At 61.9% G+C, this 21707-nt stretch carries 18 protein-coding genes and 1 pseudogene; 12 read left to right on the top strand and 7 right to left on the bottom strand.

The features are described 5' to 3' along the window. Positions 1-73 precede the first annotated feature (73 nt). Both NLY36_RS00385 and NLY36_RS00380 read right to left on the bottom strand, forming a co-directional pair. Positions 74-484 carry a hypothetical protein gene (locus tag NLY36_RS00385; protein ID WP_023736597.1) on the bottom strand — a complete coding sequence of 137 codons (411 nt, stop codon included), beginning with the start codon at positions 482-484 and terminating at the stop codon, positions 74-76. 293 nt (positions 485-777) lie between these two features. After that, positions 778-1872 carry a mandelate racemase/muconate lactonizing enzyme family protein gene (locus tag NLY36_RS00380; protein WP_023736596.1) on the bottom strand — a complete coding sequence of 365 codons (1095 nt, stop codon included), beginning with the start codon at positions 1870-1872 and terminating at the stop codon, positions 778-780. A gap of 187 nt (positions 1873-2059) precedes the next feature. Between NLY36_RS00380 and NLY36_RS00375 the strand changes: the two genes are divergently transcribed. From NLY36_RS00375 to NLY36_RS00350, 6 genes are all read left to right on the top strand, one after another. Then, complete coding sequence (locus tag NLY36_RS00375) at positions 2060-2809, top strand: FCD domain-containing protein (protein WP_023682469.1); 750 nt, start codon at positions 2060-2062, stop codon at positions 2807-2809. Continuing rightward, entirely contained in the window at positions 2806-4425 is a 1620-nt protein-coding gene (locus NLY36_RS00370) for a GMC family oxidoreductase (protein ID WP_023736595.1), read from the top strand. Before NLY36_RS00375 ends, NLY36_RS00370 begins: the two co-directional genes overlap by 4 nt. A 103-nt stretch (positions 4426-4528) precedes the next feature. Beyond that, a complete protein-coding gene (locus NLY36_RS00365; protein ID WP_023672664.1) occupies positions 4529-5509 on the top strand; it encodes an ABC transporter substrate-binding protein in 981 nt (326 codons plus the stop codon). Between the two features lie 60 nt (positions 5510-5569). Further along, positions 5570-7114, top strand: a complete 1545-nt coding sequence (locus NLY36_RS00360; protein ID WP_023736594.1) for a sugar ABC transporter ATP-binding protein — start codon at positions 5570-5572, stop codon at positions 7112-7114. After that, the gene (locus NLY36_RS00355; protein WP_023693472.1) at positions 7111-8115 is read left to right on the top strand and encodes an ABC transporter permease; all 1005 of its coding nucleotides are present in this window, start codon (positions 7111-7113) and stop codon (positions 8113-8115) included. Before NLY36_RS00360 ends, NLY36_RS00355 begins: the two co-directional genes overlap by 4 nt. A 3-nt stretch (positions 8116-8118) precedes the next feature. Continuing rightward, complete coding sequence (locus NLY36_RS00350) at positions 8119-9084, top strand: ABC transporter permease (RefSeq protein ID WP_023672667.1); 966 nt, start codon at positions 8119-8121, stop codon at positions 9082-9084. Positions 9085-9283: 199 nt separating this feature from the next. On the opposite strand, the gene NLY36_RS00345 is transcribed toward NLY36_RS00350, so the two are convergent. Then, complete coding sequence (locus NLY36_RS00345) at positions 9284-10648, bottom strand: Do family serine endopeptidase (protein WP_286461631.1); 1365 nt, start codon at positions 10646-10648, stop codon at positions 9284-9286. A gap of 480 nt (positions 10649-11128) precedes the next feature. Here NLY36_RS00345 and NLY36_RS00340 point away from each other — a divergent pair, with 480 nt between their 5' ends. The 3 genes and pseudogenes from NLY36_RS00340 to NLY36_RS00325 all read left to right on the top strand — a co-directional run bounded on the left by NLY36_RS00340 (position 11129) and on the right by NLY36_RS00325 (position 13352). Next, a complete protein-coding gene (locus tag NLY36_RS00340; protein WP_023672669.1) occupies positions 11129-11740 on the top strand; it encodes an ATP-dependent Clp protease proteolytic subunit in 612 nt (203 codons plus the stop codon). Positions 11741-11809: 69 nt separating this feature from the next. Next, positions 11810-12238, top strand: coding sequence for a GFA family protein (locus NLY36_RS00335; protein ID WP_050587750.1), 429 nt, complete (start codon positions 11810-11812; stop codon positions 12236-12238). Between the two features lie 47 nt (positions 12239-12285). After that, positions 12286-13352 (top strand): annotated as a pseudogene (locus NLY36_RS00325) (M42 family metallopeptidase). A 128-nt stretch (positions 13353-13480) separates the two neighbouring features. On the opposite strand, the gene NLY36_RS00320 reads toward NLY36_RS00325, so the two are convergent. Further along, entirely contained in the window at positions 13481-14305 is an 825-nt protein-coding gene (locus tag NLY36_RS00320; RefSeq protein WP_023736591.1) for an SIR2 family NAD-dependent protein deacylase, read from the bottom strand. A 912-nt stretch (positions 14306-15217) separates the two neighbouring features. Here NLY36_RS00320 and NLY36_RS00315 point away from each other — a divergent pair. Together NLY36_RS00315 and NLY36_RS00310 are read left to right on the top strand one after the other, a co-directional pair. Then, positions 15218-15388, top strand: a complete 171-nt coding sequence (locus NLY36_RS00315; protein ID WP_023672674.1) for a hypothetical protein — start codon at positions 15218-15220, stop codon at positions 15386-15388. A 39-nt stretch (positions 15389-15427) separates the two neighbouring features. Further along, on the top strand, positions 15428-15925 hold the full coding sequence (locus NLY36_RS00310; protein WP_023736589.1) for a hydrolase: 498 nt from the start codon (positions 15428-15430) through the stop codon (positions 15923-15925). Positions 15926-16147: 222 nt separating this feature from the next. Here the strand turns inward: NLY36_RS00310 and NLY36_RS00305 are convergent, their stop codons facing one another. From NLY36_RS00305 to cphA, 3 genes are read right to left on the bottom strand one after another with little or no spacing between them, the layout of a single operon-like run. After that, positions 16148-16972 (bottom strand): cyanophycinase, encoded by an 825-nt coding sequence (locus NLY36_RS00305; RefSeq protein WP_023736588.1) that lies wholly within the window; start codon positions 16970-16972, stop codon positions 16148-16150. Then, positions 16969-17868, bottom strand: coding sequence for an isoaspartyl peptidase/L-asparaginase family protein (locus NLY36_RS00300; RefSeq protein WP_023736587.1), 900 nt, complete (start codon positions 17866-17868; stop codon positions 16969-16971). Before NLY36_RS00300 ends, NLY36_RS00305 begins: the two co-directional genes overlap by 4 nt. Further along, the gene (cphA, locus tag NLY36_RS00295; protein WP_050591538.1) at positions 17868-20645 is read right to left on the bottom strand and encodes a cyanophycin synthetase; all 2778 of its coding nucleotides are present in this window, start codon (positions 20643-20645) and stop codon (positions 17868-17870) included. The genes NLY36_RS00300 and cphA overlap by 1 nt, the downstream gene beginning before the upstream one ends. Positions 20646-21302: 657 nt before the next feature. Here cphA and sdhD point away from each other — a divergent pair. Continuing rightward, on the top strand, positions 21303-21692 hold the full coding sequence (sdhD, locus tag NLY36_RS00290; protein WP_027050929.1) for a succinate dehydrogenase, hydrophobic membrane anchor protein: 390 nt from the start codon (positions 21303-21305) through the stop codon (positions 21690-21692). Positions 21693-21707: the final 15 nt, after the last annotated feature.

The raw sequence follows: 21707 nt of genomic DNA, 5'->3' as shown, positions 1-21707 counted from the left end.
GGAGGACTGTTTGCTCGCGTTAATTGCGGTCGACCGACTCTGGCTCATTCGCCGCCTCGCCAGTTGGCTCCGGTCAGCCGGCCTCGTCCGTCTCCGTCATCGCTGGCCGGCGGACGATCCAATCCACCAAACCGGCTTCGGTCTGCTCGCAGGCCACGAATTCGCGCACCAGACTTCGCGCCAGCTCGCGCCATTGACACTCGGGCACGTTCATCTCCGCGATCAGATCTCGGCATGCAGCGCGTATGATGTCGGCATCGAAGGCTGACACGGCGACAGGACCACGGTCTGCATTCTTTGCTCGAGCAGTGTCGTCGCCCTGACGTTCGCGAAAGCGCCTCAGCACCTCGCGCGATGCGGCGATCGCTTGTCGGGTTTGACTCATAGCCTCGTAAAATCCAACTTCGCGGACCAGTGAGCGGTGCCGCGATAGAATGAAGTCCTCCATAACCGCATGCGCAGTGTCCGTACGCGTTGCAACCATCGCCGCCTCCCTGCAGGCGCACCCAATGCTTGCAGCTTCTGCCGGTGTTCGGGCGGCCGCCTGCATTTGTCGTGTCGCTGCTATGATCGCGTGAGTTAAAGCCGGTGAAGCGTCGCTGCAATTACAAATGTAAGTGTGGCATCCGATAAGTGGTATGCCCGCTGGCTGCGGCGGCGGCGAGTTCGTTCTTCAGACGGTCGAAGTCTTCCTCGGCGAAGCGCTCTCCGCGTTGCCGGAACGAGGAAGCAGGATCTGGACAAAATGCATGCGGCCGTGCCGCCGTTCAGGGGGCGCTATTGGCGAAAATCCGCCAATTTCCGCCAGTCGAAGACAACGCCCACTCCAGGCTCGTCGGGTGCTATCGCCAAACCATCCTGAAGCCTCAGCGGCTCAGTGGTATAATGGTCAACATCAAAACTATGCGCCTCCACCCAGCCGGCATTTGTCTGACCTGCAACGAGGCTGACATGAAGTTCCTGCATCCCGTGACTGCAGACCGGAATGCCAGCCTTGCGTGAGAGCGCTGCCACGCGCAGCCAGCCCGTGACCCCGCCGCAGTTGGAGGCGTCGGGTTGGATGTAGCTGAGATTCGACCAAGCGAAGGCATGCTCGAACTCCTCGATGACATGCAGGTTTTCTCCCATTGCCAGGGGCATTCCGGTCGCCTTGGCAATGCTGGCGTAACCCTCATAGTCGTCGGGTATGATGGGCTCCTCGAACCACAGCAGATCGTAGGCGGCGAATGCTCTCGCTGCCTCGATCGCTCGCGGGACGTCCAGCGCGTAGTTGGCGTCAACCATAAAGGTGACATGAGGGCCGATGCGCTCGCGAACTGCCTTCACCCGGGCCACATCCTCGGCAAGGTCGTCCTTGCCGACCTTGATCTTCACCCCGGTGAAGCCGGCATTGAGATAGGAATCGATGCTAGCCAAAAGCTGATCGAGGGTGAAGTTTAGGTCGATGCCGCCGCGATAGGCGTTGGCGCTCTTCCCGGCCCCGCCCGCCATCTGCCAAAGCGGCAGGCCGCTACGCCGGCCCTTGAGGTCCCATAATGCGATGTCGATCGCCGAGATCGCGAAAGAAGCGATGCCGCCGCGCCCGACATAGTGGATGTGCCAGAGCATGCCGTCGTAGATCGTGTCGATTTGCGTTGCGTCGCGTGCCTTGAGGAACGGCGCGAGGTCGTGATCGATCATTGCCTTGATTGCATAGCCGCCCCTGCCGCCGGTGTAGGTGTAGCCTGTGCCCTCGGTGCCGTCGGCAAGCCTCAGCGTGACGGTGACCAGCTCGAAATGCGTGTGCGCGCCGTGCTTGGCATCGGTCATCACCTCACGCAGTGGGACCCGAAACAGCCGGGTCTCGACTTCCTTGATTTCGGTGCGGCTCATGCTGCGCTCCATTCACGTTTTTTCATCGGACCATAATTGCACCGGCAGCGCTGACTGGCAACAATGTGGCTGATCTTTCAGCGGTTCTGAAGCCAATCCGTCATTTTTGGTCCTACAAAAGCATCAATCCGCTTGTGCTTTGGTCCGATTTACCTTCTAATAACAGGACCATCTGGGAGGAAAAGGCTTGCTGGATACGGAAGAGCGTCCTGAGATGCCCGCGGCTATTCTCGCCGCCCGCGCGGCCGACGCGATGGTGGCCGGCATAGAGGCCGACATCACGTCCGGAAGGCTTGGCGACGGCAGCTACCTGCCGGCCGAGCGCGAACTGATGATCGAGTATGGTGTGGGCCGGGGCGTTGTGCGTGAGGCGATTGCGCGCCTGGCCAGCCGCGGCCTGGTGGAAGCGCGTCCGCGGTTCCGGCCCGTGGCGCGCCGGCCTGGCCTGGATGCCGCGCTCGGCGCCCTCGACGGCATTGTAGGACATCTGCTGAGCGACCAGGCGGGCGTGAAGAACCTCTACGACATGCGCGTCTTCCTCGAGGCGTCGCTGGCGCGCAACGCCGCCATCCATGCCCGCAAGGATGACGTCACAGCCCTGAGGGCGGCGCTGGCGATGAACGAGGCGGCCATCCCGGATTCCGAGAAATTCTATGCGACGGACGTGGCGTTCCACGCAGCGCTCTATGACATCGCGCGCAACCCGGTGCTGCCTGTCGTGCACAAGGCATTTACCGCCTGGCTGTCGCCGCATTGGATGCGCATGCCGCGGTCGCCCGAGCGCAACCGCGTGAATTTCCTCAGCCATCGTGAAATCTGCACGGCCATCATTGAGCGAGATCCTGACGGCGCCGAGCGGGCGCTGCTCAACCACCTCTCGGCGGCCTGGGAGTATGTCCGCGGTACATTCGAAAGCCGTGAGGCGCCGGAAGCATGACGCAGTCCTACGACCATATCGTGGTGGGCGGCGGAGCAGCCGGCTGCGTCGCGACGGCAAGGCTTGTCAAAGCGGGACGGCGAACCCTGCTGCTGGAGGCCGGCCATTCCCATCATCACCCCTTGCTCGACATGCCGCCCGGCATCTTCAAGATGATCAACGGCTCGAAATTCATGCGCTATCACCGCACCGAGCCGCAGGCCCATCTCGACGGCCGCGTCCATGAAATCTCGCAAGGCAACGTGCTGGGCGGCGGCACCTCGGTCAACGCCCAGGTCTACATGCGAGGCCGCTCGGCCGACTATGAGGAGTGGGACGAACTGCTGCGCGGCAACAATGCCGGCGTGCGCTGGAACTGGCAGGCGGTGCTGCCGCATTTCACCGGCATGGAGGGAAACAACCGCCTCGGCGGCGAACTGCATGGCAGCGAAGGTCCGCTGCTGGTCTCGGATCCAGGCCACATCGATGATGTTTCCCGTTGGTTCGTCCAGGCCGTCCAAGGCCTTGGATTGCCGTACAACCATGACTTCAACGGACCGTCGCAGCGCGGGGTCGGCTTCTACCAGTTCATGAACCGGCGGGGAAAGCGCAGCAGCGCCGCCTATGCCTTCATCGAGCCGCTGACGAATGATCCCAAGCTGACGCTGAAACTCAATTGCACAGTCAGCCGGCTGCTGATCGAAAACGGTCGGGTCACCGGCGTCGTCTATTCGGATGCGTCGGGCGCCGAGCATACCGTCCATGCGGATGCCGACGTGATCGTCTCGTCCGGTGCCCTCGTCTCGCCGAAACTGCTCATGCTGTCCGGCATCGGCCCCGCCGAGGCGCTTGCCGGGCACGGCATTTCCTGCGTCGCCGACCTGCCCGGGGTCGGCGAAAACCTGATCGACCATCCGGAGGTGCCGATCATCGCCACCGCAAACGGCCCATACGGCTATTTCAGGCAGGGCCAAGGCTGGAGGATGATCAGGAACGGCCTGCATTTCAAGCTCTTCGGCACCGGCACGATCCTGTCAGCGGGGGTGGAGGCCGGAGCCTTCGTCAATCCGGCCGATCCCGAGGGCGAACCGACGATCCAGGCCTTCTGCGTGCCGCACGTCTATCTGGACCGCGATATCCTGACCTTGGTCGAGAACACCTATGGGCTTACCGTGACGACAGTGGTGGTGAAGCCAAAGTCGCGCGGTTTCGTAAGGCTGCGTTCGGCGGATCCGAAGGACATGCCGATCGTTTCGCCGAACCTCCTTAAACATCCCGACGACATGCGGGAAATGATCTCCGGCCAGCGTTATTTCCTGCAGGCTTTTCTGACCAAGCCGCTCGCCGATCGGGTCAAGACCATTGCCGTGCCAAGCCAGGATGATCTCAGCGACGAAGCCATGACAAAGCATTGCAAGCGCTTTGTGAAGACCAACTACCACCCGGCCGGGACATGCCGGATGGGCTCGGACAGCGACCGGATGGCGGTGCTGGACGCGGCGCTGCGCGTGCGCGGAATAGACAATCTGCGGGTTGCCGACATGTCGGCCTGCCCCAACATCAATGCCGGCAATACGGCGGCGCCCGCCATGATGCTGGGCGACCGCTGCGCCGACTTCATTTTGGAGGCGGCATAGAGCCTGATCCAGCTTGCCGACGGCGTCATCGCCAAAGCCGTCAAGGCCGATATCGTGAGGAAATTACACAGTCGCTGAAAGCGACAATAAAGGAGGAAAGAGCATGATCATTACCCGTCGAAAACTATTGGTTGGCTCCGCCGCCGGCGCGGTCGCGCTGACACTCGGCTCACGCGCCTTCGCGGCGCTCCCGCCGCTCGCCAAGAAGGACAAGTACAAGGTCGGTTTCGCCCAGACGGAAAGCAACAATCCGTGGCGTCTTGCCGAGACCAAGAGCATGCAGGACGAAGCCGCCAAGCTTGGCCATCAGCTGGTCTACACGGATGCCGCCGGTTCGTCGGCCAAGCAGGCCTCCGACGTGAACTCGATGATCGCGCAGGGCGTCGACGCAATCTTCCTGCCGCCCCGCGAAGACAAGCCCCTGGTGCCGGTCATTCTTGCCGCGCGCGATGCCGGCATACCGGTGTTTCTGGTCGACCGCGACGTTGATCACACCATGGCCAAGCCGGGCGAGGATTATGTCTGCTTCATCGGTTCGGATTTCATCGAGGAGGCGACCCGCGTCGGCGAATGGCTGGTCAAGAACGCCAATGGCAAGTCGAAGATCATCGAGCTGGAAGGCACGACCGGAGCCTCGGCCGCTACCGACCGCAAGAAAGGCTTCGACGATTTCATCGCCAAGCACTCGCAGTTCACCATCCTGGCGTCGCAGTCCGGCGACTTCGCCCGTGACAAGGGCCGGCAGGTCGCCGAGACGCTGCTTCAGGCGCACCCTGATGCGGATATCATCTACGCGCATAATGATGAGATGGCGCTAGGCGCCATCGCCGCTCTGGAAGCCGCCGGCAAGACCCCGGGCAAGGATGTGCTGATCTTGTCGATCGACGGCGAGAAGGAAGGCGTTCAGGCGATCATCGACGGCAAGATCGGCGCTATCTGCGCTTGTAGTCCGCTGTTCGGGCCGAAGGCCTTCGCTACGATGGCCGACTATGCGGCCGGCAAGAAGATCCCGCCGTTCATCAAGAACGAGGATGCCTTCTTCGACGCCACGAACGCGAAGAAAGACTTCGATATTGCGTTCTGATATCCACTTTCTTTCCAGTTGCCCTACCCGCTTCGGCGGGTAGGGTTTGGGAGTTTGACGATGACCGCTCAGCCGGACCAAGCCGCGCTGCTCCTGGACATGCGTGACATCCAGAAGCGTTTTGCCGGCATCCCTGCCCTGGCCGATGCCTCGCTCCAGGTTCTTCCGGGCGAGATCCACGCACTCATCGGCCAGAACGGTGCGGGCAAATCGACACTTATCAAGGTGCTCACCGGCTATTACCGCCGGGATGCGGGGCAGGTGCTGTTCGAACGGAAGCCGTTCGAAGTTGGGTCTCCGCATCAGGCGCAGGTCAGCGGCATCAGCACCATCTACCAGGAGATCAATCTCGTACCGCTGCGCTCGGTGACCGAGAACATCTGCCTTGGACGCGAGAAGCGCCGCCGCGGCCTGCTCGACTGGAGCGCGATGCATGCGGAAGCCGAGCGCCTGCTCAGCCGCTTCTCGATGGGCATCGACGTGCGCCGCCCGCTCAGCGATTTCAACACCGCCACGCAGCAGATGGTGGCGATCGCCCGCGCCATCGGCTTTTCCGCCCGCCTCGTGATCATGGATGAGCCGACCTCCTCGCTGGACGAGCGTGAAGTCTCGGTCTTGTTCAGCGTTATCCGTCAGCTCAAGGCCGACGGCGTCTCCGTTCTGTTCGTCAGCCACAAGCTCGACGAGTTGTACGAGGTCTGCGACCGGGTCACGATCATGCGTGACGGCCGCACGGTGCGAAGCGCGGCGATGAGCGACATCGGCAAGCTGGAGCTGGTCGCGGCCATGCTCGGCCGCGACGTCGCAGCCGTCGAAGGCCACGCGACCGCGTTCGGCGAACGCGATCGGTCGAGGATCGGTGATGTGCTGTTTACCGCGCAAAGGCTGGCAGCCGGCCAGTTGGTCCGTGACGTGAGCTTCGACCTGCGCCGCGGCGAGATCGCCGGCTTTGCCGGCTTGCTCGGCGCCGGCCGCACCGAAACAGCCCGCCTCGTATTCGGCGCCGACCGCCGGAGCGCAGGCGAGATGACGATGGAGGGCGCGTCCTACCATCCCGCACGTGCCGCTGATGCCATCGCCGCAGGGATGGGCTTCTGCACTGAGGACCGCAAGGCCGAGGGCATCGTGCCGGAAATGACCGTCGCGGAGAACATAACACTGGCACTGCTGCCGAAAATCAGCCGCAATGGCATCCTGAACGAGGCCCGGCAGAAGGAGATCGTCGAGCGCTTCATTCGTGAACTCGACATCAAATGCTCGGGGCCTAACCAGAAGGTCCGCGAGTTGTCGGGCGGCAACCAGCAAAAGGTGCTGCTTGCCCGCTGGCTGGCAATGAACCCGAAGCTGCTCATTCTCGATGAGCCGACGCGCGGCATCGATGTCGGGGCCAAGGCCGAGATCCAGCGCCTCATCCGCAAGCTTGCCGATGACGGGCTCGGCGTGCTGATGATCTCCTCGGAACTCGAGGAAGTGATGGAAGGAGCCGACCGCATATTCGTGCTGCGCGAAGGAGTGAGGGTGGCCGAACTGGAAGGCCAGGCAGCCGACGAGGAGGACGTGCTCGCGGCGATGGCGCATGGCGGCGCGGCGAAGGAGGCAGCGTGAGCGATCTGGCCACACCATCCGCAGCCAACGACGCTGGAAACCGCCGCTTTGATGTGTTCGGTTTCCTGGCGCGCTACGGCACGGTGATCGCGCTTGTGCTGCTGGTGGTCTTCAACCTTGCCTATACGCGCAATTTCGCGACGCTGCAGACACTCAACGTCAACCTAACCCAGGTCTGCACGATTGTGATCGTCGCGGTGGGGATGACCCTGGTGATCGCCACCGGCGGCATCGACCTGTCGGTTGGTTCGCTGATGGCGATCTCCGGCGCATTGGCGCCGATGATCTTCATGGGCACGATCTTCCCGGTCGGAAACATCTATCTGGCGGTAGCCGTCGCGATGATTGCCTCGATCCTCGTCGCCGGCCTGTTCGGGCTGTTCAATGGCTGGTTGGTCTCGCGTTTCCGCATCCAACCTATTGTTGCAACGCTCGTGCTGTTCATCGCCGGGCGCGGGATCGCGCAGGTCATGACCAACGGCAATCTGCAGACCTTCCGCGTGCCGCAATTCCAGTGGATCGGACTTGCCCGCCCGCTCGGCATTCCCGCGCAGGTCATCATCATGGCCGTGCTGGTTGCGGTGGCCGCTTGGGCCCTTCACCGCACGGTGTTCGGGCGAAGCATCCTGGCGGTCGGCGGCAATGAAAAGGCCTCTGAACTCGCCGGCATCGCCGTATCGAGGATCAAGCTCGCTGTCTATGCGATCAGCGGCCTGTGCGCGGGGCTAGCCGGTCTCGTCGTCATTGCGATCAACTCCTCCAGCGACGCCAATCTCGTGGGGCTGGGCATGGAACTCGACGCCATCGCGGCGGTCGCGGTGGGCGGCACGCTGTTGAGTGGCGGAAAGGCCACAATCATCGGCACCCTGCTGGGCGCACTGACCATCCAGTTGGTGCGCTACACGCTGCTCGCCAATGGCGTACCCGACGCCGCTGCGCTCGTCGTCAAGGCCGGCATCATCGCATTCGCCGTCTGGCTGCAGCAGCAACACCGGGTGTAATCCATGAACAGCGCCAGACTGGTTCGCATCATCGGCACTTACGGTGTCGTCATCGCGCTTGCAGCCCTCGTCCTGTTCGGATTCCTGCGCTACGACCGCTTCCTCGGCCTCTTCAACGTGATGAGCGTTCTGCGCTACAACTCGATGTTCGCGCTCGTCGCGCTCGGCATGTGCTTCGTGATCATGACCGGCGGCATAGACCTGTCCGTCGGCTCCGTCGCCGCCTTGGGCAGCGTCGCGTCAGCCCTGGCGAGCCCGCACGGCATCGTGGCAGGCCTTGCAGCGGGCGTTGGCGCCGGCCTGGCAGCCGGGCTGATCAACGCGCTCCTGGTTACACGCGGCAACCTGATGCCATTCATCGCCACGCTTGCCACCATGCTGGCCGCAAGCGGCTCGGCGCTGCTTCTGGCCGGCAACCAGACCGTTTCGGTGTCTTACGATTCGGGTTTCACCGCCATCGGCCAAGGGAATTTCTGGATTTTCCCGATTCCGGCAGTCATCGCCCTGGTTGCCTATGCCGTCGGCTCAGTGGTCCTGAACTACACCAGCACGGGACGGACGGTGCTGGCCATCGGCGGTGGCGAGGATGCCTCGCGGCTGATGGGGCTGCGCACTGACCGCGTCAAATTTCTCGTCTATGTCGCAAGCGGGTGCCTGGCCGGGCTCGCCGGCGTCGTCCTCGCTTCTCAGTTCGGCGCAGGCCAGCCGATCGAGGGCGTCGGCTGGGAGCTGTTTGCCATCGCAGCCGTGGTCGTGGGCGGGACGCTGCTGACCGGCGGCTCGGGCTCGGTGTTGACCACGCTGGCCGGCGTGCTGTTGCTCGGGATCCTTTTCAACGTCCTGAACTTCGAAAACGGCATGGGTTGGATTTCGCTGTCAGCCTACTGGCAGTCGGTGATCCGCGGGCTGTTTTTGCTCGTCGTCGTCCTTCTCCAGGCACGGCTTACGGCAAGGCGCGAAACTGCCTGAGGATGGGGAGCACACTCGAGCACGACGAGCTCAAAAGAGCTCTGAGGCTGCAGAATAAGTGCGCGTTGCGCGCCTGGCCAATGAGCGCATCCCGCAAACTTTCTGCGGCGATGCTTCCCCGTTGCACCTGGGCTCCGGCGCCTTTGGAGCGGATCCGCAAGCGGATCGTGGTGCAGTCACATGGCCGTCCTGGAGACGGTCATTTCCCGGCGACCGCCACGAACACGGACTGCCCCTGCCTTTCCAGCCGAAACAGGATGGGCTTGCTCTGCCGGCGAGAGTTCGCCCACTCCTCGACGATATCCGAAGGCTCCGTCACGCGGCGATCGTTGGCCGATATGATGACATCGCCCGGCTGCAATCCGCTCCGGGCGGCAAGGCCATCGGGAACCACTTCCACGACGAAGACGCCGGTCGTTCCTGATTTGATGCCTAGCTGCTGACGCGCCTGATCCGGAATCGGGCTGAGGGATAGGCCGAGGCCTTCGGCCGCCGACTTCTTGTCGGGAACAGCGCCGGTCTTCACCTCCGCATCCTTGCGCTCACCGATGACAAGCGCGATCTCCTGGTCCTTGCCGCCGTTACTCCGTGTCAGAGTGGCCTTGCTGCCAGGCTTCTGGCTAGCCGTCGCAAGCGTGAGGTCATGGACACCCTCAATGCCCTTGCCGTTGAACCGGGTGATCACGTCACCCGGCTTCAAGCCGGCCTTCTCCGCCGGGCTGCCGGGCTCAACCGAAGCAACCAGCGCGCCCTTGTCATCCTTCATCCCGAGGGCCTCAGCCAGCGACGGCGTGATGTCCTGCAGGCGGACCCCGATGAAGCCGCGCTCGATCCGGCCGGTTCGGATCAACTGGTCGGCGATGCTCTGGGCGGTACGGGATGGCACCGCAAACCCGATTCCGATGCTGCCGCCCGACGGTGAGACGATGGCGGTGTTGACGCCGATCACCTCGCCACGTGCGTTGAACAGCGGACCGCCCGAGTTGCCTCGATTGATCGACGCGTCCGTCTGGAGAAAATCGTCGTACGGCCCGGCTTGAATGTCTCGCGAGCGGGCCGAAAGAACGCCGACAGTGACAGTCCCTCCGAGCCCGAAGGGACTGCCGATCGCGATTGTCCATGCGCCCGGCTGCATTGCATCCGAGTCACCCCATTTGGTCGTGGTCATGTTGGGCCGCGGCTCGACCTTCAGCACCGCTATATCGGTGGCGGGGTCACGGCCGACCAATTGCGCCGGCGCCGTTTCCTTGTCGGAAAATACGACATGGATCTCTGTCGCATCGGCAACGACATGGTTGTTGGTGACGATGTAGCCGTCGGCACTGATCACAAATCCGGAGCCAAGCGCCTCCCTCACCTGCGGCTGAACGGGTCCGAGGCCCTGGCCGTCGAACGGACTTGTAAAGTCGCCCGCCGTCGTCTGGTCCTGGACAACCTCCCGGGTCGTGATCGCGACCACGGCCGGCAATTTCTGCTGGATGATCGCTGTGAAGTCGGTCGGGGTATCCTGGGCCAGGACAGGCGCCACGCCACTGGCCGAGAGCATCAGCGCAACCGCGATCAAGCGCGTTGCAAATCGTCTTTGCATATCGTGAGACATTGCTGGACCTCCTGCCGGACAGCCCCGGCCGCTCGGCCGCGCCGCGCGGAGCCGGTGCTCCGGACGCTAGAACTGCCAACAAAGCTGTTTGTTTCAGCCCCCCGGAAAAATGGCACGGCCAGGAAAAATAGCCCGACCGCGGGGGTCCGGAAGGCAGCAGCCGGGAACCATTGAGGCCGTCGAGTTGAACCGTCCACAGGACTGGTCCCGGACGTGGCAGAAATCAGCAAAGCGACTGCGTCAGCTCCGGCAAATGCCCGATATGCCCATGGAGCCAACCTAGCGGCTGAGGTGCCTCTACCGGGCCTGGTGCGAAAAGGATCTGCAATGAAAGAGGGAGCTCCACAGCCGCTGAGAGACGCGGCTGTGATCACCACCGCTCGAACTCCCTCAAGGGAACAAAAAGGTACCAACTAAGTTCGACCCCATAATGAGGATGCCTATATGGACCTGTTGCCCCAGTCAGCCGAACACACCGTCTCCCCGCCGCCCGCTCCAGACCTTCACCGGCTTTTGTTCGATCCAAACTTGCGTATACACGGCTTGATTGATGACACTGTCGTCACCAAAGCCTTGGACGATTTGAAAGCCGTGCGTTCCGGCGAAGACGATCTCTACGTTGAAATCGACACGCCCGGAGGCGACGCCGACGGCGCGCGACGTCTAGCTCTAGAGTTCAAACTTTTTCTGAAACACTCAGGCCGCAACGGCTACATCATTGGCAAGAATACGGTTTACTCTGCCGGGGTAACGGTCCTTGCCGCTTTCCCGAAAGCCTGCAGGTTCCTTTGCCCGCAAGCAGTCCTGCTGATTCATGAAAGAAGGCTTGAGAAAGACTTGGTTCTGAATGGACCAATTCGAAGCTGTCTTCAGATCGTTCGCGAACAACTTGCGCTGTTGGAAACAGCAGAGCGACTCGAGAATGAAGGGTTCGCCGATCTCGTCCAAGGTTCTCGAACATCGCTGGAAGAGCTGCGCGACCATGCCCTGAACAGCTGCTACCTGATGGCAGCAAGAGCTTTGGAGCTAGGCCTTGTTGAAGACATTGCCCATTAACTTGATGCCTCGATGCAAACGGCAGAGCGGAGTCCAACACGTTTCCCCTCACTCATGTCGGCGGCGACCATGAACGACGAGGTTGACAAGATAGAACGGACCGGCGGCTGTCTTTGCGGGTCTGTGAGGTATGTTGTTACCGGCGCGCCGTTGCGCGTTGGCTTGTGTCATTGCCAGGATTGCAAGCGAACCAGCGGCAGCACCTACAGTGCCTTTGCCGTGTGGCCGCGGTCGGCTTACCAGTGCAAGGGCGAGCTTGCAGCGTTCAACGGCAGAGGTTTTTGTCCGGCATGCGGGTCGCGCGTGGTGAATCTCCGCGACGACGAAGCCGAGATCATGACCGGCACTCTCGATGATGCGCCAAACGACCTTCTCCCGACATACGAGCTTTGGACCCCCCGGCGCGAAGCCTGGCTCCACAACCTGCCTTGGGCTGACCAATTCGCGGGCGATCGCACCGAAGAAGGCCAAAATTGGCGCGAAGCCCGACGAGTATGACCATGCTCGAATGGCCCTCCACCCCTTGAACCGTGAAAGTCAGCTTGATGCGCGATGAATCACTCAAGTTCTTGAAGGAAATTGTGGCGACCCCGTCGCCGAGCGGCTTTGAGCAACCCGTAGCGGAGCTTTTCCGCAAGTATGTTCGTCCGTATGCCCACAGGTTGACGACGGACGTCATGGGCAATGTCACGGCGATCATCAATCCTGAGGCGTCTGTGCGCTTCATGTATGCCGGGCACATGGATGAGGTCGGCTTCATCGTCCATTACATCGACGATGACGGCTTTCTTTTCTTCAGCACCATAGGTGGAACGGACGTTGCCACTGAAATCGGCCAGCGTGTCTGGGTGCACGGCAAGGAGCCGATCCTGGCGTCGTAGGTCGCAAAGCAATCCAGACGTTCAAAGCCTCTGACACGTCTCAAACTCCCTCGCTGATGCAACTATGGATCGATATCGGCGCGAGTTCGCGAGAGGAAGCGTTGAAGGTCGTAGAGGTCGGCAGCGCGGTCACTATCCACGGCGAGTTTGCGGCGCTACAGGGCAACCTTGCTGTCGGACGAGCGTTCGACAACAAGGTTGGCCTCCTCATCGGCGCCGAGGTCCTGCGCTGCCTCTCCGAGGAGGGAGGCGTTCACCCCGGCGTGGGCCTCTATATCCTGGGTACGGTTCAAGAGGAAATTGGTTCCCGAGGCGCGATGACCTCAGCGTTCAACATCGCACCTCGAACCGGCCTCGCAATCGATATGGGCGTGGCAATGGACTATCCGCGCGCTCGCGCCGAGGATCAGGGCAAACTGGACCTTGGGAAAGGGCCGGCAATCACTCAAGGCGCGAACACCAACCCGGTGGTGTTCAATCTGCTGAAGTCGGTGGCCGAGAAAGAGGGCCTACCTTATCAGCTTCAGGCGGTGGGCAGCTCAAGCCCTACCGACGCGCGTGTCATGCAGCAGAACCGAGGCGGCGTCGCAAGTGGGGTGCTCTCCGTGCCTTTGCGTTACATGCATACCCCGTCGGAAGTTGTTTGCCTGGATGATGTGCAAACGACGATTGACCTGGTTTGTGCATATTGCCGGCAATTGACGCCGGAGATCGACTTCACGCCAAGATGAGGCGGCGGGATTGATTGTGGAAGTCGTGGCTCCAACAGTCGCCGATCTGGCGCCTGTCGGCTACCGTCTGGTGCGTCGGTCACCGCGCACCTGGGAAAACCCGACTGCAGTCCACCAGAGAGCGCGCCTCAGGTCACCGCCACCGCTTCCACCAAACGCCTGAGGAAGTCCGTCAGACCGGCTTCAGGATCATTACCTGCGCCAACGAGCACCGAAATACCCCAGCGCCCAAGCACGGCCTCCTCCACAGGGTTGCGGCTGGGCATGAAGATGAACGAAGGGGGACGATCTTTCTCATATCCAGACCGGTGCCAGGTCTGCCAAAGCCGGTGCAACAGCAGCCTGATGTTTGGATCGGAGAGGCTATAGCCAATGAACAGGATCGTGCTGCCGAGAGCATCGGAACGAAAGCGGACATCAAGGGGAGAATTGAAGGACAGGCGGTCAAGATAGTCGGTTTCGGTGAGGACAAGGGAAGAGTCCTCGTCAAAGTCGCCGTGAAATTTCACGATGTGCGTTACGCCTCGACGGGCCTGCGCAACGTGCCGTGCGTTGGCCACTTTCACGTACTCTCGACCGTGGATTTCAAAAGCGAGTTCCAGGTTCCGGTCATAGTTCGTCGTATAGATCACGGGAAAATCGAGCGTCACGATGAGACGGTGCAATTCCGATTTCTCGATCCGTTCCTTGGCGACAGACCAGTTTCTGTCCATCCAACTGCGAAGTGGTCCGATGCTGCCATGCTTGATCCGATAGTATTCGGCCAAGGTCTGAAAACGATCGCGTCGCGTGGAAAATTCATCGTCGACGCCGAGCTCCTTTGCCATTCGCTCGATGAGCTTCTCCCAAGACGGAAGTCCGACGCTGATCGATACCCCCGCCCCCACAAACAAAATTGCGCTGCGATGACGAATTGCATTGGCGAGCGAATTTATAGGATCATCATCGTTCATGGATAGGTCCTCCGAAGCCACTCGCGTGGGCCGGACCTAAAGGTGCGTGCCCCGGTGCGGGGATCGTGGACGTGGCTCCCCAATTCGAGCCAGCGTGCTCCGCCCCCATCGACTAAATCGGATCGACCACGCACCAGCCAGCCCAGAGGGGGCGGCCCTTGCAGTCCTGCCGAGCCGCTTGCCACCCGAACCGAGGTAGCGGCTGCGAGGACACTGGCTGTGAACTGGAACCGGCGCTGTTGCGGTTTACTGGCCACGATGATTCAGTTCTGCGCCAGCCATATTGCGCAAAGCTCTATCGAGTTTCGCATTCACCAAGAGGTTGCGCCGCTTCGCGCCGATAAAGATGGCGAGAGAGTAAATCATTGTAAGAACAGAGATCATCGTCATTCCGGCCTAAACATCAACGACCGGAGATGTTCCATGCGCCCGGAAATATTCCAGTGTAGGTGTTTTAAATCGCCGAAGCTACGCGCTCAATGCGCGGTTGGTTTCGTGTCCAGGGCGGACGAATTAGCGCAAGGCGGTATTCATCCTCCCACATCGGCGGAGGACTGAAGCGAAATGCTGGTTGTGTCCCCCAGGATGCAATGAAACGCCGATGCTTTGCATGCGGCCCGGAACAAATGCCCGCTTGCACAGTTCGAGCCATGCAGCGGTCGACCCCCGCGCTGCAAGATCGGTAGCCCGATCGCCCGCGCCGGCCCCTCCCACGGCGCGGGCTTTCGTTTGAATTCACGCTGTCGGGGTTGGAGTCGCTCCACCGTTGTCGCGAGCCGGCTGATATACGCGCTGTCCGGGGCTCGCGGGGTGTCGGCGACATCGGCATTCGCGCAGTCCGGCAGGTCAGCCGATGCACGGGAACAACGCGGCACTGTGATGGTTTGGTGGCTCGGAAGGTGGCAGAGAACGATGGGCAAAAAGCCCAAACAGCACGCAAAATCCACGGCGGATCGCGAAAAGGCGATCGAAGCGCTCTACTTCGCGCGCAAGTGCGGCCTTACGAAGGAAGAGGCACTCAAGATGCTCAGGGAAGCCCCGATCGGGATCGATGATGAAGCCGAAGAGCGCTCCGGCAGTTAGAGTCGATCGCCAATCGCGCGTCGCAGCCGGCCGCGGCGCATGATCTTCTTCACTTCCGATACGCATTTCAACGATCCGCGCATTCTGCGCCTCGACCGGCGTCCCTTCGCCTCGTTGGTAGAGCATGACCAGGCGCTGGTTGCGTTTTGGAACGAAACCGTTGGCCCGAACGACGAGGTCTGGCACCTCGGCGATTTCGCCAAGGGTCCAGCCGAGACCGTGTCTTCACTGCTGTCGTCTCTTAACGGGTCCAAGCACCTGATAATTGGCAACAATGACAGCGCTGCCACCGTTGGCGACCCGGCCTGGGCGAGCGTGCACCACTACATGGAGCTTCCTGTCGAGGGCAGCTTGCTGGTTCTCTGCCACTATCCTTTTCGCACCTGGAACCAGATCGGCAAGAGATCGGTAAACCTGCACGGTCATTCGCACGGTCGTCTGAAGCCGATGACGCGCCAGCATGATGTCGGCGTCGACGCATGGGGGTTTCGTCCGGTAACCTTTGCTGCCATTCAGGCCAGTCGCCGGCGGGGTTAGCCCGGCAGAACGCCGGGCGAGCGAAGGTCTCAGCTTTGCGGGATTCGAGCCGACGAGAGGCCGTCTGTGATCCTGCCGTGTTCGCAACAATGCGACCATCCTGGTGGCGGCTTCAAATGGGAGAACAGCCTCACGGATAGCGGTTTTCGCGCGTGGATCGGCACTGCTCGAGGGCCCGGTACGCGGACCGCGCCACACCATCAACTTGAGTGCGGCGAAGTCTTAAGGAATCCCCACCGGCCGTCGCAGCGCGAGATCGAACCCGTCGCCTGAGCTCAGCACGTGAACCCTAAGATCATGGATGGAAAGGGCGGCATCAGGCTCACCTTCCGCGATGTTGGAATGCGTCACGCCGGCTGCATCGACCAGATAGACAGCGCCGCTGCCGATGACCTTGAACATCTCGCCCTTCACCACGATCGCGGTGTCTTCATCGATGCCGATGCCGAGGACGCGCGGGTTCTGCGACACCGCCCCGATGAGCCGCCCAATGCGGCCCCGTTCCGCAAAGTGCTGGTCGATAATGACATTCGGCAGCAGGCCCAGTCCCGGCGCCATCCGAATGTGGCCGATCCGAAAGGACGCTGCGTTCGGCCCCCTCACCATCATCGTGTCGCTCATCACCGACGCGCCCGCGGAGGTGCCGGCAATGACGCCTCCGGCTTCATAGATTTCGTGCACCCGCTCGTCGATGGGCGTGTCGCCGATCTGGCTGGTGATCCGGAGCTGGTCGCCGCCGGAGAAGAACACCGCGCTCACGTCTGCAAGCGCACTTATTTTCTTTTCATGAGCTGCCTCGAGGCGGTCGTTGACGTAGAGTTCGATGACATCCTTGATGCCCAGCTCACCGAAGGACCTCTGATACTTCTCGAGATAGCCATCCGGCTCATGAGACGCGATGGTGGCAAGCACCAGGCGGCCGTTCGGAACCAGGCTCGCCACCTCCTTCAAGATGACACGATCGCCATCATGGTCCTCGTGGCCGCCGATGATGACGAGCGTTCCGGCTTTACCGTTCGAGGATCGTTTTTTCTTCTTGTCGGTCATTTGTCCACGTCTTTCTTGCGCAGGAAAACGTGTGGGTGGTTGTCCTCGCTGGTCATGAATGCGACTGCGAACTCCCTGCTGTTATGCGCCCATCCAGACACGCCGGTCGCGGTAAGCACGATGGCTCCGGCTTCGCCGCCGATCGCCTCGACTTCCTTGAGCGCGGGATTCAGCACCTGCTCCAGGCCGCCTTCAGCCTGCCCCGAGGACAATGCCTGCCGCGCCGAGAGTGCCTGCATGACACGGGCCGCGAGAGCCTTTCGCGCAATATGCTCACCGTCTCCCGAGAAGGCGACGCCTCCCAATTGGTTGTCGGCATAGTAGCCGCAACCGGGTTGCGGAGAATCCCCCACACGACCCGGAGCACTGCCGTCCAGTCCGCCGGTCGAAGTGCCCACGGCGATGTCCCCGTATTGATCCAGGGCAACCACACCGATCGTATCCTTCGCCTCAGACTTGCTGGAGGCGTCGCGCTGCTGCGGCGTGATCAAATCCGCCGGATCGCAAAGCTCCAGCTGCTTGTCGGCGGCGAAACGCCGGGCCCCCTCCGACGCCAGCAGGATCGGCTCCTCATGCAGCATGGCCTTCGCGACACTGATTGGATGGCGCACGCCCTTGATCACTGCGACGGCACCTACATTGAAGTCCCTGCCCTCCATCAGGCCAGCGCACATCTCGACCTCGCCGTCCGAATTGAGGGCACTTCCATATCCCGCATTGAACGTCGGGTCCGCCTCGAGGACGCGACCGGCAGCTTCCACGGCATCGACCGCCGTTCCGCCGCCGGCCAGGATGGCCCGACCTGCCTCGAGCGCCTCGATGCATCCGTTGCGATGCGCCTCCTCCTCTTGCGGATCGATCTCCTTGGCGCCGCCGTGCAGGATCAGCGACCACATCAGCCAGCCCTCAGATGGCGAATATGGGTCTGATCGGGCCCTCCCCTCGAAGGCGTCGCGCCTCCGAAGCCGGTTACCTGCCGCCACACGGCTTCAACGTCGTCGACGGTGAGCACGACAAGGTCGTTCTCCCGAGCAAGCCGGAGACACACGTCGACGGCCTCCTTCTCGGGACAGACGGCGTGTATGCGGCCTGGGGCGCAGCCGGCGTTCAACGCACCTTCCCGCAGCAAGCCGGCGATCGCTCCGGGGGCTCGGCCGCGCAGCTCCTGCTCATCCTCCTTGAAGACGATGACGTCGAATATCCGCGAAGCGATCGCGCCCATCTCGCGGATATCGCAATCGCGGCGGTCGCCCGGTATGGCGACCAGGCCGATCGTGCGCTGATAGCCGCGCCTCATGTGGGAAACGAGCTTTCCGAGCGCCTTCAGCCCTTCCGGATTGTGCGCATAGTCGACGATCGTGCGGAAACCATGCCCGTCGAAGACGTTGAGGCGACCGGGAGATTGCTCGAACGAGGTGCCAAACTCGGCCAGCGCCGCCCGGATCGTTGCCGCCGGAACGTCGTGGCAATGCGCCATGGCGACGGCTGCCAGGCTGTTGGCAACGTTGAATTCGGCCGAACCCTCGAAGGTCGCGGGAATTTCGTCGACGCTCATCAGGAACATCGATTCCCCATCCTCGTGGATGAAAATGTCCCAGCCGTCGCTGCTGGGCTCCCGCGTCACGGCGCGGCCGCCTTCCGCCAGGTGGCTGCGCAAGAAACCGGGCCACTCGCTCCTGCTCGCCAGCGAGAAGTAGCAGGTCCTGCCGCCGGCATCGCGCGACATTGCGGACGTATGGACGTCGTCGGCATTGAGAATGCTCCATCCGCCGCGGCGGACGGACTCGACCACGACCGATTTCACCTCCGCCAGGTCCTCGATCGTGTCGATGCCCCTCAGCCCGAGATGGTCGCCGTGGACGTTCAGCACCGCGCCAACATCGCATGCATCGAAGGCAAGCCCTTCGCGCAGGATCCCGCCGCGCGCACATTCCAGCACCGCGACATCGACACCCGGCTCGCGCAGCACGATCCTGGCGCTCTGCGGGCCTGAGCAATCGCCTGTGATGATTCGTTCGCCGTTCAGGTAGACGCCGGTGGTCGAGGTGAGCCCGACGGTTGCGCCATTCGCCTGCAGGATGTGCGCCAGCATTCTGGCAGTGGTCGACTTGCCGTTGGTCCCGGTGATCGCGAAGATCGGAATCCGGCCGTCCTTGCCGCCTTTGAAGAGAAGATCGAGCACGGGCCGTGCGACGTTGCGGGCGCGCCCCGACGAGGGTTCGAGATGCATGCGAAAGCCGGGACCGGCATTCACCTCTATGATGCCGCCGCCGGTTTCGCTCACCGGCCATGAGATGTCGGGACAGACGAAGTCGATCCCGGCAATGTCGAGACCGACGATCTGTGCCGCCCGCCTGGCGATCAGCGCGTTTTCGGGATGGATTTCTTCCGTTCGGTCGATCGCGGTCCCACCGGTGGAGAGATTGGCGGTGGGCCGCAAGAGCACCATTTGACCCGGCGCCGGAACGCTCGCCAGGGTGAGCTGCGATTTTGACAGGAAATGCTCGACACATTCGTCGATCTCGATGCGGGTCAATACCGAGGAATGGCCCTCTCCCCTTCGTGGGTCGCGGTTCGTCTCCTCGACGAGCTCGGCGACAGAACTCCGGCCATCGCCGACCACATGGGCCGGAACCCTCTCGGCAAGCGCCACGACCTTTCCACCGATCACCAGGATCCTGTGGTCCGAGCCGACGAAATGCTGCTCGACGATAACGCTGCGGCTGTATTCTCGCGCCTGTTCGAAGCCCCAGCGGACCTCGTCTTCTGTTGCCAAACCGATGTTGACGCCGCTTCCATGATTGCCATCGAGTGGTTTGGTGACCACGGGGTAGCCCAGCCGTGCTGCCGCCGCGACTGCGTCCTGCGCCGATCGCACCAGCTCCCCGCGTGGCACCGGCAGGCCGGCCTGTTGCAGCAGGAATTTGGTCAGGTCCTTATCCGAGGCGATCTCGGTCGCAATCTCGGAAGTGAGGTCGCTGCAACTGGCGCGGATGCGCTTCTGATGCTTTCCGTGACCAAACAGCACGAGGCTGCTGTCGTCGATCCGCGCCGCCGGAATGCCTCGCCTCTCGGCCTCGCGCACCAAGGAAGCAGTCGTAGGCCCCAAGGCACGCTCGGCGGCCAGAAGCTTGAGCTGCTGCAGCCTGGCTGCGAACTCGAATGGCCCCTGCGTTTCCGCAATGTCGCCGAGCCCCTCGACACCATGCAGATTGGCCGGCAGCAGGCTGTCCACCAGTTCGAGCGCGACGCGTCCGGCGAGCAGCCCGACAAGCTCATCCTTGTAGGCGAACATGACGTTATAAGTGCCGGGACTGCCTTTGACCGACCGTGTCTTTCCTCGTGTCACCCGGTGACCGAGCATGCTCTGCAGTTCCAGGGCGACATGCTCGACGACGTGGCCGAGCCAGGTTCCTTCCTGCATGCGGCGGACGAAGCCGCCGGCGGCGCCATAGCTACAGCCATGGCCCGCAAGGCCGGGCAACAGTCGGACGATTTGTTCGGAAAACCCAGGCAGTTTGTCTGTCGGGAACGCCTCAAGTGCTCCGAGGTCGATCCGAATCTGGACCATTGGCGTCATGCTATAGAGGTGCGGCCCGCGAAACACGCGGGCGTCCACGACGCGGATAGGGCGAAAACGCGAGGCGCCCCGATGAATTTCTTTGTCCGACATAGTCCGTTTCTCCTGACTAACTCCGCAACATCCGGAGGATCGGTTAGTTCCCGGCCTTTCAGCCCCAAATATTTTTGCAGGAGAGAGAAACAAAAGTGGCCGTTAACATATGTTGGCCCAAGAACACCCTCTGGTCATCTCGGCCACGTACGGTCGCTGTTCTGAGGGCTACTTATCTCTCGGGACGAGGCGGGCCAGGCATTCGCTCCTCTTCACAAGCATTCGCCGGGCACACCGCGGCCGTTGAGCTAGTGCCCGGCTTTGCTCATGGCGACCCATTGTGCGGGTGCAGCACTGAGGCATTAATCTTCAGCACGCCTTCGGCACCCGGGAACATTTCCAGACGCGTCAGGTTTGGAACCATCCTTGCACCGGAACTACAGCCATGCAGAGTCGAAAATCGGTGAAGGCCGCGCTTGTCAAGGAGATCGACGCGGTCCGCCTTCGTATCTCGCTGCTTGAAAGCGAGTTATGCAGAGATGGCAGACCCAGGCAAATTGGATGGCGTTCAGGATACGAACTGAACGCCCACAAAGCCCGCCTTGCTCGACTGGAGACCGTGCTTGCCCACTATCCGTCGGCACCGGCGGCCCGGGCATCGAAACAGCAACAGCTTGAGTTGCGCGCAAGGCAACCAAGTAATTTTGGGGAAACGCCATGGCTGACAGACCCTCAATCAGAACTCCGCTAGCTCGAGTGCGGGGCCTTGGATCGGCGAAACACGGAACCGAAACGTTCATGCTGGAGCGGCTGACATCTGCTGCCCTGTTGATCCTTGTCATTTACATCGTCGCGGTCGTTATAATGCTGGTCGGTGAGCCTCGAGACGCCGTCCTCAGCGTCGTAGGATCGATCTATGTCGCGCCAGCCCTTATTGGCTTCATTCTCGTAAGCTGCGTTCACATGCGGCTTGGAATGCAATCGATCATCGAAGATTACTGCCATGCCACCGTGCTCAAATCGCTTCTTCTGATCGCCAATTGGTTATTCTGCTGGGCAGTCGCGCTCGCAAGCTTGTTCGCTGTGCTGTTAATCAGCTTCAGATAGCGATCCGGTTCTCAG

This window comes from Mesorhizobium sp. C399B (genome assembly GCF_030323185.1).
Classification (GTDB): domain Bacteria; phylum Pseudomonadota; class Alphaproteobacteria; order Rhizobiales; family Rhizobiaceae; genus Mesorhizobium.
The sequence above is the reverse complement of the archived record's forward strand: the minus strand, read 5'-3'. Positions and strand labels throughout refer to the sequence as shown.

Coding starts and splice junctions, on each gene's coding strand:
- NLY36_RS00360 (WP_023736594.1), top strand. CDS start 5,570: ATGACCGCTCAGCCGGACCAAGCCGCGCTGCTCCTGGACATGCGTGAC.
- NLY36_RS00370 (WP_023736595.1), top strand. CDS start 2,806: ATGACGCAGTCCTACGACCATATCGTGGTGGGCGGCGGAGCAGCCGGC.
- cphA (WP_050591538.1), bottom strand. CDS start 20,645: ATGTCGGACAAAGAAATTCATCGGGGCGCCTCGCGTTTTCGCCCTATC.
- NLY36_RS00340 (WP_023672669.1), top strand. CDS start 11,129: ATGGACCTGTTGCCCCAGTCAGCCGAACACACCGTCTCCCCGCCGCCC.
- NLY36_RS00315 (WP_023672674.1), top strand. CDS start 15,218: ATGGGCAAAAAGCCCAAACAGCACGCAAAATCCACGGCGGATCGCGAA.
- NLY36_RS00380 (WP_023736596.1), bottom strand. CDS start 1,872: ATGAGCCGCACCGAAATCAAGGAAGTCGAGACCCGGCTGTTTCGGGTC.
- NLY36_RS00320 (WP_023736591.1), bottom strand. CDS start 14,305: ATGAACGATGATGATCCTATAAATTCGCTCGCCAATGCAATTCGTCAT.
- NLY36_RS00310 (WP_023736589.1), top strand. CDS start 15,428: ATGATCTTCTTCACTTCCGATACGCATTTCAACGATCCGCGCATTCTG.
- NLY36_RS00305 (WP_023736588.1), bottom strand. CDS start 16,972: ATGACCGACAAGAAGAAAAAACGATCCTCGAACGGTAAAGCCGGAACG.
- sdhD (WP_027050929.1), top strand. CDS start 21,303: ATGGCTGACAGACCCTCAATCAGAACTCCGCTAGCTCGAGTGCGGGGC.
- NLY36_RS00385 (WP_023736597.1), bottom strand. CDS start 484: ATGGTTGCAACGCGTACGGACACTGCGCATGCGGTTATGGAGGACTTC.
- NLY36_RS00350 (WP_023672667.1), top strand. CDS start 8,119: ATGAACAGCGCCAGACTGGTTCGCATCATCGGCACTTACGGTGTCGTC.
- NLY36_RS00300 (WP_023736587.1), bottom strand. CDS start 17,868: ATGTGGTCGCTGATCCTGCACGGCGGCGCCAAGGAGATCGATCCGCAA.
- NLY36_RS00335 (WP_050587750.1), top strand. CDS start 11,810: ATGAACGACGAGGTTGACAAGATAGAACGGACCGGCGGCTGTCTTTGC.
- NLY36_RS00365 (WP_023672664.1), top strand. CDS start 4,529: ATGATCATTACCCGTCGAAAACTATTGGTTGGCTCCGCCGCCGGCGCG.